Raw genomic sequence first — 14172 nt, forward strand, 5'->3', positions numbered from 1 at the left:
CCTCGCAATGGCCGTCCCGTGAGGGGCGGCCCTTTTATTTCGGAGAAACATCGTGGCTGATCAGCCCAAACCCCTCATGCCGCACGCGACCGCCAGCTGGCTGGTGGACAATACCGCATTGAGCTTCACGCAGATCGCGGAATTCTGCGGCCTTCACATTCTTGAAGTGCAGGCCATGGCGGATGATCTCGCGAGCTCGAAATACACCGGGCGCGATCCGGTGCATTCGGGCGAGCTGACGCATGAGGAAATCGAGCGCGGCCAGGCCGATCCTGAGTATTCGCTCAAGATGCAGAAGGCTCCGGTCGACGTTAGCCGCACCAAGGGCCCGCGTTATACGCCGGTGTCCAAGCGGCAGGACAAGCCCGATGGCATCGCCTGGATCCTGCGCAACCACCCGGAAATTTCCGATGCGCAGATCGGCCGCCTGATCGGTACGACGCGCAATACGATCAATGCGATTCGTGAGCGCAGCCACTGGAACATCGCCAACATCCAGCCGAAGGACCCGGTGACACTGGGCCTGTGCTCGCAGCGTGAGCTTGACGCAGCGGTGGCCAAGGCCGCCAAGCGCGTTGCTCCGGCAGAGCCTGTGGAAGGCGAAGAGGCACCGGTGGTCGTTGGCGATCCGCGCGACGACAAGGAAAAGCTGATCGAGGAACTGCGCAAGGAGCGTGAAGAGGCGGCCAAGGCGGCAGCCCAGGCGGCGCAGGAAGCCGAGGCAGAGGCATGGCTGGAAGCCAAGCGCGAAGCCGAAGCCAATCCTGAGCCCGAGCCGGACAAAGATTCGATCTAAGCCCTAAACGAGTTGGGGCGGCCCAGCGGACCGCCCCTCCCTCCCAAACTGGAAATTCGGTTTTGCCGTGGCGGCTTAGTTTGCCAGCGGCAGACCGCCACTTGGCGCATCACTCTTCGCTGGCTTGGCGGCCACAGTATCGCCCGCCGGAGCCGCCTTGCCATTCTTCGCGCCGAGCGGTGCGAAACGGCCATCAACCTGCGCACCCTGCTCGATCGTCAGTGTTTCGTAGCTGACATCGCCGTCGATCTTGGCGGACTTCAGCACGACGAGGTTCTTCGCCTCGATCCGGCCATGCACGCTGCCTGAAAGGCGCGCGGTCTCTGCCTTGATTTCGCCTTCGATATGGCTGTCTTCACCCTGTACCAGAGAGGCGCAGGCGATATCGCCATGGACGCGGCCATCAACATGCAGGTCTACCGTCGCTTCGATATTGCCGCGGATCGTGACATCGGTGCCTATCACCGAGAACGTGCTTCCCGAATTGCCCTTCATCTCACTGGCCTGCCGCTGCGGCGTGGGGCGCGAATTCTGCGCGGGCTTCTTCGAGAACATGAGGAGCAGTCTCCAGGAAATGCCGCGGGTTTACCGCGCGGCCATTGACGCGCACTTCAAAGTGAAGGTGCGGTCCGGTTGAACGGCCGGTGCTGCCGATGGCGCCGATGCGATCGCCAGCTTCGACCTGCATACCGACACGTGCATTGAAGCCCGACATATGGGCATAGCGTGTGACAAGGCCGGTATTGTGGGTAATTTCCACCACATTGCCATAGCCCGACTTGCGGCCGGCAAAGGTCACTTCACCAGCGGCAGCCGCGAAGATCGGCGCGCCATGCGGAGCGCGGAAATCGAGGCCCGAGTGCATCGTTGCGCGGCCATTGAACGGATCGCGGCGATAGCCAAAGCCGGAGGAGATCGAATTGATATCTGCCGGCATGAATTGCGGGATAGTTTCCATGCCCCGCTCCAGAGCGCTCATGCGGGCAAGGCTGAGGCCGAGACGCTCGAAGCGCGGATCGATCGTGCTTTCGCCATCCCCGAACATGCCTTCGAACGGACCACCCATAGCGGTCGCATTGTCGGCGACTTGCCGGGGGTCGAGGCCAAGCTCACGAATGGCAGCTTCTGCGCGCGCGGCGCGGCGATCTGCATAAAGGGTCAGGGCTTCGACTGTGGCGAGCTGGCGTGCTTCAATCTGGGCGAGGCCAACGGCTTCTGGGAAGACTTCGCGCATCATGCTGATGAGCTCTGCCGATTCTTCCGAACTGTCGGATACGGTATCTTCCGCTTCGGCGACGAGATCTTCCGGAAGCATCTCGACGATATCGTCCAGCATTTCCTGGCGCGCCTGCAAATCGGCCACCGTCGCGTCGAGATCGTCCGAATAGGCGGCGAAGCGTTCCTCGCTCTGCGCCACGTGCGCTTCACGCTCCATGAGCGAAGCGCGCTCTGAACTGGCGCGATACTGATTGAAGGCCATCACGCTCATCGAAATCGCCCAGCCGAGCACGGCTGCGAGCACAATGGCTGCAACCGTCATCTGCATGCGTGTGGTGATGGTTATGAAGCGGACCTGCCCCTGGGAGCGCATGAAAAACTCACGCTCCGGGAACCAGCTCCGCAGGCGATCCCATTTTCCGCCAGCGGTTTCTTTTTGCAAAACGACCCCGTGTGTTTTGAAAGCTTTTTGTTGTGTGGCGTTCATACCCAACATAGCCGCAAGGTCGAGTCAACCGCGGCCCGCACAGGGCGAAACGGACGGTCGATGCGATGAATCGTTCTAACGTTCACAATTTTCTTGCCGAAAGCGGGAACCAAATTGTCTTGGAACGATTCGCCTGCGCTTGCGATTGATCAGCTATAGCCCGTGTGAATCGCAGATTAGAGCTGACTGAGAAGATAAATGAACGATATGTCCAACACGCCCGATCCATCCACCCTCACACCTGAAGAGCTGATTACCGAACTGGCCACTCGTGGCCGGACCGCGCAGCGAAAACTCGCCCGGATTGGTGATGAACGCAAAGCCGATGCCCTGCGCGCCGCTGCTGCCGCTATCCGTCAGGATGAGGCGGCTATTCTGGAAGCCAATGCGCAGGATTTGAGCGAAGCGGAAGCGCGCGGTCTTTCGGGCGCGATGCTCGATCGCCTGAAACTGGATGCAGAGCGGCTGGACGGTATCGCAAGTGCGATTGAGAACGTTGCTTCCCTGCCCGATCCGGTAGGTGAAGAAATCAGCCGGTCCGAAGCACCTGCCGGCATGACGCTGGTCCGTCGCCGCATTCCGATTGGCCTTATCGGCATCATCTACGAAAGCCGCCCCAATGTGACCGCAGATGCCGCCTCCCTGTGCCTGCGCTCGGGCAATGCAGCCCTGCTGCGTGGCGGTAGTGAAGCTGTGCATTCCAACCGCGCGCTGCATGCGGCGTTCGTGAAGGGTGTCAGCCACGAAGGTGTGCCCGAAGATGCGATCCAGCTGATGCCGACGCAGGACCGCGAAGCTGTAGGCGCGATGCTGAAGGCTGCAGGTCTGGTCGACATGATCGTGCCGCGTGGTGGCAAGGGCCTGGTTGCCCGCGTGCAGGAAGATGCCCGCGTGCCCGTGCTCGCTCACCTCGATGGCATCTGCCACACCTATATCCATGCCGATGCCGATCCGGAAATGGCGCGCGAAATCGCTCTCAACGCGAAAATGCGCCGCACCGGCATTTGCGGGGCAATGGAAACGCTGTTGCTCGACAGCTCCTTTGACGCTTCGAAAGACGTGCTCGCCGCATTGCTTGAGGCTGGCTGCGAACTGCGTGGTGATGAGCGCGCTCAGGAAATTGATGACCGTATCAAGCCAGCGGAAGACGAAGACTGGGACACAGAATATCTCGATGCGATCCTTTCTGTTGCCGTGGTCAACGGCATTGGCGAGGCGCTGGAACATATCGCCGAGCATTCATCCGGCCACACCGACACTATCGTGACGGCGGACGATGCCGCAGCGCAGCGCTTCCTCGATGAAGTCGATAGCGCCATCGTGATGCACAATGCCTCGAGCCAGTTTGCCGATGGCGGCGAATTCGGGCTTGGCGCGGAGATCGGTATCGCTACCGGTCGCCTGCATGCCCGTGGGCCCGTCGCTCTGGAAGGCCTGACGACGTACAAATGGCAGGTGCTCGGCCAGGGTCAGGCGCGTTCGTGACCGGCTCACGCGCTTGAACCAAACCGGGCCCATCACCGGCCTATTGGGCGGGAGTTTCAATCCCGCCCATGCCGGTCACCGCCGCATTTCGCTGTTCGCAGCGGATGCGCTGGGACTGGATGAGGTCTGGTGGATGGTCTCACCCGGCAATCCGTTGAAGCCCAAAAAGGGGATGGCGCCGCTCGCTGCGCGCGTGAAATCCGCAAAGGCGATGAGCCGCCGCGCACCCATTCGTGTAACAGCAATCGAACAGCAGCTCGGCACTCGGTACACAGTCGATACTCTGCACGCGCTCAGTGGCCGCTATCCAAAGCGGCGCTTTGTCTGGCTGATGGGGTCCGACAATCTGGCGCAATTCCACCGCTGGAAGGACTGGCGCGATATTGCGAGGCAGATGCCCATTGCCGTCATCGCTCGTCCGGGTTATGACGATGATGCTATCGCGAGCCCCGCAATGGCCTGGCTGCGGAAATACCGGTTGTCCGCAGCTGGACTTTTGAACCGGAGCGAATGGAGCGCACCTGCGCTGATAGAACTGCGTTTTGATCCCGATCCGCGCTCGGCGACAGCGATCCGCCGCGCAGATCCCCATTGGGCAGACGGCTATGCCGGGCCTGCCCCGCGGGATGACGTAACGCATTCCCTCATCCATGAAACCAGTCCGGGAGGTGGCGCATAATGCAGTCAGCTCTTGGAAAGGTTTGTTTCCATTCCCATTTCAGGAGCATGATCAAACGCGATGACCCAGCCCAGCAATGCCGCAGAAACGCGCGCAGCCGCAAATGGCAGTCCCGCCGCAACAGCTACACTCCTATCCATGACTGAATACGCAACTCCACAAGACGCAAAACCCGGCTCGCTTCATGAGCTCGTTCTCCAGCAGCTTGATGATGATCAGGCGCAGGAAATGGTTTCCATTCCGCTCGAGGGGAAAAGCTCGATCGCGGATCACATGATCATTGCCTCGGGCCGCTCCACCCGGCAAGTCGCCGCCATGGCGAACAAGCTGGCGGAAAAGATCAAGCAATCGGGCAAAGCCATGCCGCGTGTCGAAGGCCTGCCGGCTGCGGACTGGGTTCTGATCGACGCCGGAGACGTGGTGGTGCACCTCTTCCGCCCCGAAGTCCGCAGCTTCTACAATCTGGAGCGTATGTGGGGCTTCGGCGAAGACGGTAAGACCCGCCAGATGGGAAGTGCCTGATTGATCTGAGTCCGCGCATCCGCGCGGACTTCCTCGGTGCTAATCGCTCCGCTGCGCGGCACCTGCGGGCGGCCAATTCGGCCTCTGTCGCCGCCTCAGGGCGACGATTTTGGGAAGGTTCTTGTGAGCGCACAGTCGCGATATCGAATGGCCAATCGCGCCATGTGGGCCTCTTGGGGCCTGTTCGCGGCATTGGCGATTTACAGCGCTATCAATGGGCCGTTCCGCCTTTCGCGTGAACCTCTTTTTACTTTGGGTTTCATTCTCTTGCTTCTGGCCATGGTCGCGCAGTTCTGGCTGGCGAAGCGCGCTTACAAGACGGTGCATTGCGGCAAATGTCGCCATCGTTTTTTCGATCGCATGTTCGTGATTTTCCCCGCCAAGAGCGGCTGCTCCAAATGCGATGCCTCGATCGAGGACGCATGGGTCTGGCAGGGGGAGGACTGAATGCTCCTGCATGTCATCGCGCGCGGGAAAATCGCCCGCTCTCCCGAAGGCGAGCTCGTCGATCGCTATGCCAAGCGCATCCAGTGGCCGCTCAAGCTGACGGAACTGCCTGAAACAGGCGGAAGGATTCCCGAACCTCAAGCCCCCGTCCGTACCGTGCTGCTTGACGAGAAGGGCAAGAATTTGGGCTCGGAGGAATTTGCCACCATGCTCGAACGCTGGCGCGATGACGGCATGCGCGAATGCCGCTTCGTGCTTGGTGCAGCAGATGGCCATTCTGCTGCCGAGCGCAACGAAGCAGACCTGCTGCTTTCATATGGCAAGGCAACCTGGCCGCATCTTCTTGCCCGGGCGATGCTGATGGAACAGCTCTTCCGCGCGACAAGCATCCTTGCAGGCCATCCCTATCATCGGGCAGGATAGCGCCGATGGCGTGGCTCAATCACAGGCTGTTGTTGCTGGGCGGATCGGCGTTTCTCTGCGCAGTCGCCGCCGTGGGTCAGCGTGCGCCCGCCCTCGACGATCCCGATGATACCCGCGCCGCGCTTGCCGAAGCGCTGCAGGAACGCCGCGCTGCCGAGGTCCGCAGCGAGCGGCTGGAGGCGGAAGCAGCTGCCGCAGAAGACGCGGCCGAACGCGCCGCGCGCGAAGCTGCCGCGATTGCCGCACGTATCCAGCAGGCCGAAGCCGGAATAGCCGCCGCCCGTGCTCGCATGACAATGATCGCGCGCGAACGCGACGATCTGCGCGAGGAACTGGGCCGTGAGCAGCGCCCCATCGTGCGCCTCACCGCCGCGCTCCAGCAATTCTCGCGCCGCCCCGTGGCATTCTCCGTGCTTCGCCCCGGCGATGTGTCCGATGTCGTCTATCTGCGCGCCATGCTGCACAATGCCGTGCCGCAGGTGCAGGAGAGTACCGAAGGCCTGCGGACGCAAATCGCCCGCTCCGCCGAGTTGAGCCGCGAGGCTGCCGCCGCTGCGGAAGCGCTGTCGGCGGATGAAGTGGCGCTGGCCGAGCGGCGTGACGAACTCGCAGAGATCGAAAGCCGCGAACGCCTCGCGGCGCGCGCTGCCGACAGTGCGGCAGATCGCGAAGCCGAACGCGCGCTCGCTTTGGCAGAGGAGGCGCGTGATCTTGACGGATTGGTCGACCAGCTCGACCGCGCTGCTGCCTTGCGGGAAAGGCTTTCCGCACTGCCCGGACCGCAGTTGCGCCCTGCATCGCCAGCGTCCGCGCAAGTCGGTGACGCCTCCCCGCCAGGCAATGCTACGCCCAGACCGGCAAATTCGCCGCCCACTCCCTACATACTTCCGGTTGCGGGGCGCACGATCACAGGCTTCGGCGCGCCACAAGACGCAGGACTGAGCCAAGGCTTGACCCTTGGTCCTATCGCCGGCGCGCAGGTCGTTGCGCCGGCCAGCGGGCGGATCGCTTTTGCAGGCCCTTACCGCGGATATGGCCGGATCGTGATAATCGAACACCGCGGCGGCTGGACCAGCCTGATCACCGGCCTTGCTCGAAGCGATGTGCGAGTCGGGCAGGATGTGGTCGGCGGAGCGCCTTTAGGTGTCGCAGGGCCGGACAGGCCAAGCGTGACATTGGAACTCAGGCGCAATGGCGAGCCGGTGAATCCAATAACGTTCGTATCCTGAGCATTTTTTCCTCATCTGGCGTTAAGCGCCGCTGTGCGATAAACCGGCGCAATGGGACTCAACCCGTCTAGGAATATCGCAATATGAAGTTTGCCCCCGCCATTCGTGCTGCTGCCCTGTGCACCGCTGTCGCGCTGATGCCTGTCACCACTGCCGCCATCGCGCAGGTTGAAGGCCGCGCTTCCCCGGAATTTGCGCGTCTTTTCGCGACGTACCAGCGCATCAAGGCAAGCTACGTTGAGCCGGTCGAGGATGAAGTCCTGATCCGCGGTGCGATCGACGGAATGCTGGCATCCCTCGATCCGCACAGCGCCTATATCGATGGCGCCGCGATGGAGCGGCTGACCACGATGATCGACGGCAATTACCAGGGTCTCGGCATCACCATCCAGATGGAAGATGGCGCGGTGAAAGTCATCTCGCCGTTCCGTGGCAGCCCTGCCGAGCGCGCCGGTATCGCAGCGGGCGATTACATCACGCATATCGATGGCGAGCTGATTTACGGCCTCGAAGTCGATGAAGCGGTGGCGCAGATGCGCGGCCCCGCAGGCTCGAATGTCGAAGTGACGATTTTCCGTCCCGGCCGAACCGAAAGTTTTGAAGTCACCGTGACCCGCGGCGTGATCGAGCTGGAGCCGGTGACCTGGGAGCTGATCGGCGATGACATCGGCCATATCAGCGTGAATGAATTCTCCGCCGATGTGGGCGCCGATGTGCGCGCAGCCTTGATGGATCTGCAGCAGCAGGCACCGGGCGGCCTTGCTGGTCTGGTGCTCGATATGCGCCGCAATCCGGGCGGTTCGCTCGATGAAGCGGTGGCGCTTTCCGACCTGTTCCTGACCGACGGTCAGATCGTGTCGCAACGCGGCCGTACGCGTCGTGATACCGTGTTTTACGAGGCAGAGAGCGTCTATCGCGGCGATGTGGCAGACGGCCTGCCGATCATTGTTCTGATCGACGAAGGTTCCGCTTCGGCATCCGAAATCGTTGCGGGCGCGCTGCAGGATCACCGCCGTGCGCTGGTGATGGGTGAACGCAGCTTCGGCAAGGGAAGCGTCCAGACGCTGCTTCCGCTGACCCGCGACACCGCGCTCAAGCTGACCACCGCACGTTACTTCACCCCTTCGGGTCGCAGCGTGCAGGAAGGCGGGATCGAGCCCGATATCCGCGTGCCGCAGCTTTCCGATCCTGATGCCGAACGCCGCCAGCGCCTCGCCCTGCGCGAAAGCGATTTGCGTGGCCACCTGATCAATGAGATCGGCGTTGAAGACGAAGGCCTCGAGCGCGACCGGATCGACGATCCGCGCTTCCAGCTGACCGCTGCCGAATTGGAAGAACAAGGCATCGGCGATTTCCAGCTCGATTACGCCGTGCGCACACTGCGCCGGACGACGGGTGTATCCTTGGCTTCACGCGAGCGCTAAGCCGCCGAGACCATGACCACTCTCAACGACGCGTCTGATCGCCTGGCCCAGCGGCTTGCGCTGGCTGTTCCTGCTGCTCTGCTCGCGGGGGCCTATATTTCGCAATATGGCTTCGACCTTTTTCCCTGCGAAATGTGCTGGTGGCAGCGCTACCCGCATTTCGCTGCCGTTGGTCTCGCCCTCCTGTCGTTCGCTGCTCCGCCGAAGAAGCTCTGGATCGCCCTCGCGGCGCTGGCCATTCTCGTTTCTGGTCTGATCGGGGCCTTTCATGCCGGGGTCGAGTACGGCTGGTGGCGCGGAATCACAGGTTGCGCGACGACGGGTGATGCGATGTCGCTCGATGTCATTCGCTGCGATGTCGCGCCATGGTCTTTCCTCGGTATTTCCCTCGCAGGGTGGAATGCGCTTCTTTCTATCGGCAGCGCCATCACCATATGGGTGTTGCTGATAGCGAAGGAGAAACGCGTATGACCGCCAAGAAAGACCGTTCGGAAATGATCCGCGTCGATCAGGCGGGCGAGTTCGGCGCCACACGTATTTATGCCGGCCAGCTCGCCGTGATGGGTGAGCGCGGCCCGCATTCGGCCGAAATTCGCGCCATGGCAGAGCAGGAAGCCGGTCACCGCGCAGAATTCGATGCGCTGATCGCCAAGCGCGGCGTTCGCCCGACGCTCCTCCAGCCGTTCTGGAATGTCGCAGGCTATGCGCTGGGAGCAGGCACAGCATTGCTCGGCCCCAAGGCGGCGATGGCTTGCACTGCTGCGGTCGAGGAAGAGATCGACCTCCATTATTCGCGCCAGCTCGATGAGCTCGAAGCGGATGGCGACGATCCGGAGCTTGCCGATATGATCCACCGCTTTCGCGAGGATGAGCGCGAGCACCGCGATGCGGCGATTGCACACGGGGCGGAAGAAACGCCGGGGTTTCCGCTGCTCTATTCAGCCATTCGTCTCGGCTGCAAGGCGGCTATCCGCATTTCCGAGAAAATCTGATAAAATCGCGACACAAATGGCTTCATCGCCCGTTCAAGGGATGAAGCGCTCTATGCGCGAAACTTTTGTGACCCGAGGGATTATCATGACTCGCCTTCTCGCTCTTTCCGCCGCTTCGGCCATCGCCATGGCTTTTTCCGCCGCGCCTGCTGCCGCGCAGGATCAGGGCGGTGACCGGGTGAACCAGATCATCGTCTATGGCGATGATGAATGCCCAGTATCGGATGAGAACACGATTACGGTGTGCGCGCGGATGGATGAAAGCGAGCGCTATCGCATCCCGCCGCAGCTGCGGAACAGCGATTCGCCGCAGAATGAAAGCTGGAACAACCGCTTCGAAAGCCTCGAAGTCGTCGGCGCATTCGGACCGCTGTCCTGCACCCCGGTAGGCTCAGGAGCGGCGCATGGCTGCACCATGCAGATGATCGAGCAGGCCTATGCCGAACGTGCCGCAGGCCGCGAAGTGCGCATGGGCGAGCTGATCGCCGCCGCGCGCGAAGAGCGTCTCTCCACCATCGATGAAGATGCGGCGATCTATCAGGAACGCGTGGAAGAGCTGGAAGAAGCCGAGCTGGAGCGCCGCCGCCAGGCGCAGGCCCAGCCGATTGGCGATGAAGTGATCGATCCAGACGCACCGCCTTCCGAAATCGTCGATCCCGATCGCATCCCGCCGCGCGATCTGCCCGCACCCGAATTCGACGATGATGAAGAGCAGGTGCCGCTCGATGCCGCACCGCCGCCCGCCGAACCCGGCGCCGCCTGAGCTTTAGCTCAGCGCGATATCGGGCGCGTCTTCCTGCTTCATGCCGACGACGTGATAGCCCGCATCGACATGATGCGTCTCCCCCGTCACGCCCGATGACAGGTCGGAGCAGAAGTACAGGCCCGCACCGCCGACATCGTCGATCGTGACATTCCGGCGCAGCGGCGCGTTCAGCTCATTCCATTTCAGGATGTAGCGGAAATCGCCAATGCCGCTCGCCGCCAGCGTCTTGATCGGCCCGGCGCTGATCGCGTTGACGCGAATATTGTCCGGCCCCAGATCATTGGCGAGATATTGCACGCTGGTTTCCAGGGCGGCCTTGGCCACACCCATCACATTGTAATGCGGGACGACCTTTTCCGCGCCGTAATAGGTGAGCGTCACGATCGATCCGCCTTCGCTCATCAGCGGCGCAGCGCGCTTGGCTGCGGCGACCAATGAATAAGCGGAGATGTTCATCGTCATCAGGAAATTGTCGAGGCTGGTGTCGACATATTTGCCGCGTAGCTCGCTCTTGTCCGAAAAGCCGATGGCGTGGACAAGGAAATCGAGCTTGCCCCAGCGCTTCTCGATCTCGGCGAAGGCGGCATCCATGTTCGCCATATCGGCCACATCGCATTCGATCAGGAAATCACTGCCGACCTGCTCGGCCAGCGGACCGACGCGCTTTTTCAGCGCCTCTCCCTGATAGGAAAACGCCATCTCTGCACCTTGTTCATGCAGCTTCTTCGCAATGCCCCACGCCAGCGACTTGTCATTGGCGAGCCCCATGATGAGGCCCTTCTTGCCAGCCATCAGTCCACTCATTGCGTCTCGTCCTCCTGCAATTCATTTTCCGCCCGCTCGCGCCGTTGCTTCGCCGAATGGCCGATGCGGTTGCGTTCTTCCTCGGGCGTTTCGGCGAGTGCCGCGTTTAACTCCGCCCCTGCGACCATCCCTAAGCCCACCAGCCAGAAAAAGAAAAGCGCGATCATGAAACCTGCGAGCGATCCATAGGTGAGATTGTAGGCGAACAGGCTGCGCAGGATGGGGGGGAGCGCCACTGTCACCGAAATCCACCACCCCGTCACCAGCAGCGCGCCGGGCCATTTGGGGTAGCGCCGCGTGCGATATTGTTCCGGCGTCAGCGAGACGAACAGCAGGAACAGCGAAAGATAGAGGCCGACGGCGGGAATGATTCGAGAGATTTCCAGCGTGCCCAGCGCATTGCTCAATTGCGGCAAATAGGCCTCGATAAATTCCTGTGCCGCGCCGAGCATGATTTGCGCGAACAGCGACAATACGAGCAGGAACACCGCACCTAGAATGATGCCCGAGGAGAACAGGCGATAGGTCCAGAACGCCCTCGTCGCGCGCGTGCCATAGGCCCGGCGTAAGATGTCGCGGATCGTCTCGACCAGGCTGCCCACGGTCCACAGCGCCACCAGCGCGCCGCCCCATAGTAGCCAGCCGCTGCGCATCTGCACCACGTTGCGGGCCACAGGCTCGATCACATTGGCGACCATGGGCGGCAGCGCGAGCGCCAGCGTGTCGATCGCGGCGGTGCGTTCGTAATCCTCGCCCACGACCGAAAGCACGGCCGCGCCGAGGATGAAGAAAGGAAAGATGGCCAGCACCGACATGTAAGCCAAATTGCCGGCGTGGATCAGCCCGTCATTGAAACAGCCGACGGCGACCCGTTTGGTGATGACCCATGCCCGGCCCCACGGGCTTTCGGCGGTTTCCGCATCGGGGTCCTGCCGGGCTTCGAGAGCCGCCTTGCGCCGCGCCTCGGGCGAAGCGCTTTCCAGCTCCCTGTCCTCGGGCAGCCCCTCTTCTTCGATTTCGGGAAGGCCGGTCACACCAGTCTTGTAACAGCGTCACGCGGCGTGTCGAGCAATGTGTCGACGACCAGCAGGGGTCAGCCGCCCATCTCGCTGCGTGGATTGCTATCGTCGGACCAATCGCAAAGCTGTTGTTGCAAAGCTGAAAGATCCTCCGGGAGCACGATTTCGAGTGTGACGAGCTGATCGCCGCGCCCGCCGCCCTTCGTGCTCCAGCCCTTACCTTTGAGGCGCAGGACCTTGCCCGAACTCGATCCCGGCGAAATCTTCATCATCACCGCGCCATCGACGGTGGGTACTTTGATCTTCGCACCATTCACCGCTTCAGAAAGCGTAATGGGTAGGTCGAGCCGCACGTCATCGCCTTCGCGCCAAAAATGGGCGTGCGACTGGACTTTGATCGTCACGATGCCATCGCCATTACCGCCCGGGCCGGACTGACCCTTTCCTTTAAGGCGCATCTGCGTGCCGTCTTCCACGCCTGCTGGAAGAGAGAGGTCGATAGTCTTGCCATCCGAAAGCGTGATGCGCTGCTTTGTGCGCGATGCCGCGTCGATGAAGGGCACCGTCAGCGTATAGCGAATGTCCGCGCCTTTGCGCGGCGGCGGGGGTGGAGGCGAGCGGAAGCCGCCTGCGCCAGCCCCGGGGCCGCCGCGTGGGCCACCGCCGCGCCCAAACAGCCCTTCGAACAAATCACCGATGTCGAGATCTTCGGTGCCGAAGCCCTGAAAATCGCGCGCGGAATATTGTGCGCCGCCGGGCCCGCCTCCACCGAAACCGCCACCGGGCCGCGATCCGCCAAAGCCGCCATTCATGCCAAAGGGCATGGCGGGGTTGCCGTCAGCATCGATCTCGCCGCGATCGAACTGGCCGCGCTTTTCCTTGTCGGACAGCAGATCATACGCCTGTGTGACCTTGGAAAAACGCTCGGAAGCGTCGGGCTTGTCCTTGTTCCGGTCCGGATGCAGCTCTTTCGCAAGCTTGCGATAGGCAGACTTGATCTCCGCCTCGCTCGCGGAACGGCTGACGCCGAGAAGAGTGTAGGGATCGCTCATGGTGTATTAGCTAGGTAGAGCGGAGGGATTCGGCAAGACATGGCTTTCCTACGGCTTCAAGCCGGTTTAGGTCCCCGTGTATGATACAGCCTGCCGCCATCTCGCATCCACGCATTTCGGACCGGTTTTCGCTCCACAGCGTTTTTGCTTCTGAACACTGTCACACCTGTCACACCCCTGCGAGAAACCATGGCTGAAAACGACACTATCCCGCACGAAAACCCGCTTGCCATCTTCGATGAGTGGTTTGCCGAGGCGCAGGAGAGCGAGCCCAATGATCCCAACGCGATGTGCCTTGCCACGGCGACGCCGCATGGTTGTCCGTCTGCTCGAATGGTGCTGCTGAAAGGCCATGATGAACGCGGTTTCGTGTTCTACACCAATGCGCAGAGTCGCAAGGGTGGGGAAATCCGCGCCAATATGCAGGCCGCATTGCTGTTTCACTGGAAGAGCCTGCGCCGCCAGATCCGCATCGAAGGCCCGCTGGAGGAAGTGACGAGCGAAGAGGCGGATGCCTATTTCCATTCGCGCCCCTTCAAAAGCCAGGTCGGCAGCGCGGCAAGTGACCAGTCCTCCCCGCTGCCCGATCGGCAGGTCTATCTCGATCAGGTCGAGCTATTGCGCGAGCGCTACGAAGACGCAGGCGAAGTGCCTCGCCCGCCGCACTGGACCGGCTTTCGCTGCCAGCCCCGCGCCATCGAGTTCTGGACCGATCGCCCAAATCGGTTGCACGAGCGGCGCCGTTTCACATCTGACGGAGGCGGCTGGACGAGCAGCCTGCTGTATCCGTGAAGACTTGCCTCTCAACATCCGTTCGTCCTGAGCCTGT

General features: G+C 61.9%; 17 protein-coding genes. 12 read left to right on the forward strand and 5 right to left on the reverse strand.

Features of this window, described 5'->3' with window-relative positions:
- The first annotated feature begins 76 nt into the window (after positions 1–76).
- Complete coding sequence (locus O2N64_RS04590; protein WP_197920685.1) at positions 77–796, forward strand: DUF1013 domain-containing protein; 720 nt, start codon at positions 77–79, stop codon at positions 794–796.
- A 75-nt stretch (positions 797–871) separates the two neighbouring features.
- On the opposite strand, the gene O2N64_RS04595 is transcribed toward O2N64_RS04590, so the two are convergent.
- Both O2N64_RS04595 and O2N64_RS04600 read right to left on the reverse strand, forming a co-directional pair.
- Positions 872–1351, reverse strand: coding sequence for a bactofilin family protein (locus tag O2N64_RS04595; protein WP_333781575.1), 480 nt, complete (start codon positions 1349–1351; stop codon positions 872–874).
- Complete coding sequence (locus O2N64_RS04600; protein WP_333781576.1) at positions 1293–2456, reverse strand: peptidoglycan DD-metalloendopeptidase family protein; 1164 nt, start codon at positions 2454–2456, stop codon at positions 1293–1295. Before O2N64_RS04600 ends, O2N64_RS04595 begins: the two co-directional genes overlap by 59 nt.
- Positions 2457–2708: 252 nt before the next feature.
- On the opposite strand from O2N64_RS04600, the gene O2N64_RS04605 reads away from it, so the two are divergent.
- The 10 genes from O2N64_RS04605 to O2N64_RS04650 all read left to right on the forward strand — a co-directional run bounded on the left by O2N64_RS04605 (position 2709) and on the right by O2N64_RS04650 (position 10465).
- Complete coding sequence (locus O2N64_RS04605; protein ID WP_442866748.1) at positions 2709–3986, forward strand: glutamate-5-semialdehyde dehydrogenase; 1278 nt, start codon at positions 2709–2711, stop codon at positions 3984–3986.
- A 13-nt stretch (positions 3987–3999) separates the two neighbouring features.
- Positions 4000–4665, forward strand: a complete 666-nt coding sequence (locus O2N64_RS04610; protein ID WP_271079107.1) for a nicotinate-nucleotide adenylyltransferase — start codon at positions 4000–4002, stop codon at positions 4663–4665.
- A gap of 138 nt (positions 4666–4803) precedes the next feature.
- Entirely contained in the window at positions 4804–5187 is a 384-nt protein-coding gene (rsfS, locus tag O2N64_RS04615; RefSeq protein WP_197920043.1) for a ribosome silencing factor, read from the forward strand.
- 252 nt (positions 5188–5439) lie between these two features.
- Entirely contained in the window at positions 5440–5634 is a 195-nt protein-coding gene (locus tag O2N64_RS04620; protein WP_271079108.1) for a hypothetical protein, read from the forward strand.
- Positions 5635–6057 carry a 23S rRNA (pseudouridine(1915)-N(3))-methyltransferase RlmH gene (locus tag O2N64_RS04625; RefSeq protein ID WP_271079109.1) on the forward strand — a complete coding sequence of 141 codons (423 nt, stop codon included), beginning with the start codon at positions 5635–5637 and terminating at the stop codon, positions 6055–6057.
- Between the two features lie 5 nt (positions 6058–6062).
- Entirely contained in the window at positions 6063–7286 is a 1224-nt protein-coding gene (locus tag O2N64_RS04630; protein WP_271079110.1) for a murein hydrolase activator EnvC family protein, read from the forward strand.
- 83 nt (positions 7287–7369) lie between these two features.
- The gene (locus O2N64_RS04635) at positions 7370–8710 is read left to right on the forward strand and encodes a S41 family peptidase (RefSeq protein WP_271079111.1); all 1341 of its coding nucleotides are present in this window, start codon (positions 7370–7372) and stop codon (positions 8708–8710) included.
- A gap of 12 nt (positions 8711–8722) precedes the next feature.
- Positions 8723–9181, forward strand: a complete 459-nt coding sequence (locus tag O2N64_RS04640) for a disulfide bond formation protein B (protein WP_271079112.1) — start codon at positions 8723–8725, stop codon at positions 9179–9181.
- Positions 9178–9702 carry a demethoxyubiquinone hydroxylase family protein gene (locus O2N64_RS04645; protein ID WP_271079113.1) on the forward strand — a complete coding sequence of 175 codons (525 nt, stop codon included), beginning with the start codon at positions 9178–9180 and terminating at the stop codon, positions 9700–9702. Before O2N64_RS04640 ends, O2N64_RS04645 begins: the two co-directional genes overlap by 4 nt.
- Before the next feature lie 85 nt (positions 9703–9787).
- Positions 9788–10465 (forward strand): hypothetical protein, encoded by a 678-nt coding sequence (locus O2N64_RS04650; RefSeq protein WP_271079114.1) that lies wholly within the window; start codon positions 9788–9790, stop codon positions 10463–10465.
- 3 nt (positions 10466–10468) lie between these two features.
- Here O2N64_RS04650 and fabI read toward each other — a convergent pair whose 3' ends face one another.
- Genes fabI through O2N64_RS04665 form a run of 3 tightly spaced genes read right to left on the reverse strand, consistent with a single transcriptional unit; the run spans position 10469 to position 13343 of the window.
- A complete protein-coding gene (gene fabI / locus O2N64_RS04655) occupies positions 10469–11272 on the reverse strand; it encodes an enoyl-ACP reductase FabI (RefSeq protein ID WP_271079115.1) in 804 nt (267 codons plus the stop codon).
- A complete protein-coding gene (locus O2N64_RS04660) occupies positions 11269–12306 on the reverse strand; it encodes a YihY/virulence factor BrkB family protein (protein WP_271079116.1) in 1038 nt (345 codons plus the stop codon). Before O2N64_RS04660 ends, fabI begins: the two co-directional genes overlap by 4 nt.
- A gap of 59 nt (positions 12307–12365) precedes the next feature.
- On the reverse strand, positions 12366–13343 hold the full coding sequence (locus O2N64_RS04665; protein WP_271079117.1) for a J domain-containing protein: 978 nt from the start codon (positions 13341–13343) through the stop codon (positions 12366–12368).
- A gap of 189 nt (positions 13344–13532) precedes the next feature.
- On the opposite strand from O2N64_RS04665, the gene pdxH reads away from it, so the two are divergent.
- On the forward strand, positions 13533–14135 hold the full coding sequence (gene pdxH / locus O2N64_RS04670; protein ID WP_271079118.1) for a pyridoxamine 5'-phosphate oxidase: 603 nt from the start codon (positions 13533–13535) through the stop codon (positions 14133–14135).
- Positions 14136–14172: the final 37 nt, after the last annotated feature.

Origin of the sequence: Aurantiacibacter sp. MUD61 (assembly GCF_027912455.1) — a bacterium.
Taxonomy (GTDB): Bacteria; Pseudomonadota; Alphaproteobacteria; order Sphingomonadales; family Sphingomonadaceae; genus Alteraurantiacibacter.

Bases quoted from the DNA above. Each gene is read 5' to 3' on its own strand.
- O2N64_RS04645 (WP_271079113.1), top strand. From the start codon at position 9,178: ATGACCGCCAAGAAAGACCGTTCGGAAATGATCCGCGTCGATCAGGCG.
- O2N64_RS04590 (WP_197920685.1), top strand. From the start codon at position 77: ATGCCGCACGCGACCGCCAGCTGGCTGGTGGACAATACCGCATTGAGC.
- O2N64_RS04640 (WP_271079112.1), top strand. From the start codon at position 8,723: ATGACCACTCTCAACGACGCGTCTGATCGCCTGGCCCAGCGGCTTGCG.
- O2N64_RS04635 (WP_271079111.1), top strand. From the start codon at position 7,370: ATGAAGTTTGCCCCCGCCATTCGTGCTGCTGCCCTGTGCACCGCTGTC.
- O2N64_RS04630 (WP_271079110.1), top strand. From the start codon at position 6,063: ATGGCGTGGCTCAATCACAGGCTGTTGTTGCTGGGCGGATCGGCGTTT.
- O2N64_RS04665 (WP_271079117.1), bottom strand. From the start codon at position 13,343: ATGAGCGATCCCTACACTCTTCTCGGCGTCAGCCGTTCCGCGAGCGAG.
- O2N64_RS04650 (WP_271079114.1), top strand. From the start codon at position 9,788: ATGACTCGCCTTCTCGCTCTTTCCGCCGCTTCGGCCATCGCCATGGCT.
- O2N64_RS04625 (WP_271079109.1), top strand. From the start codon at position 5,635: ATGCTCCTGCATGTCATCGCGCGCGGGAAAATCGCCCGCTCTCCCGAA.
- rsfS (WP_197920043.1), top strand. From the start codon at position 4,804: ATGACTGAATACGCAACTCCACAAGACGCAAAACCCGGCTCGCTTCAT.
- fabI (WP_271079115.1), bottom strand. From the start codon at position 11,272: ATGAGTGGACTGATGGCTGGCAAGAAGGGCCTCATCATGGGGCTCGCC.
- O2N64_RS04595 (WP_333781575.1), bottom strand. From the start codon at position 1,351: ATGTTCTCGAAGAAGCCCGCGCAGAATTCGCGCCCCACGCCGCAGCGG.
- pdxH (WP_271079118.1), top strand. From the start codon at position 13,533: ATGGCTGAAAACGACACTATCCCGCACGAAAACCCGCTTGCCATCTTC.
- O2N64_RS04605 (WP_442866748.1), top strand. From the start codon at position 2,709: ATGTCCAACACGCCCGATCCATCCACCCTCACACCTGAAGAGCTGATT.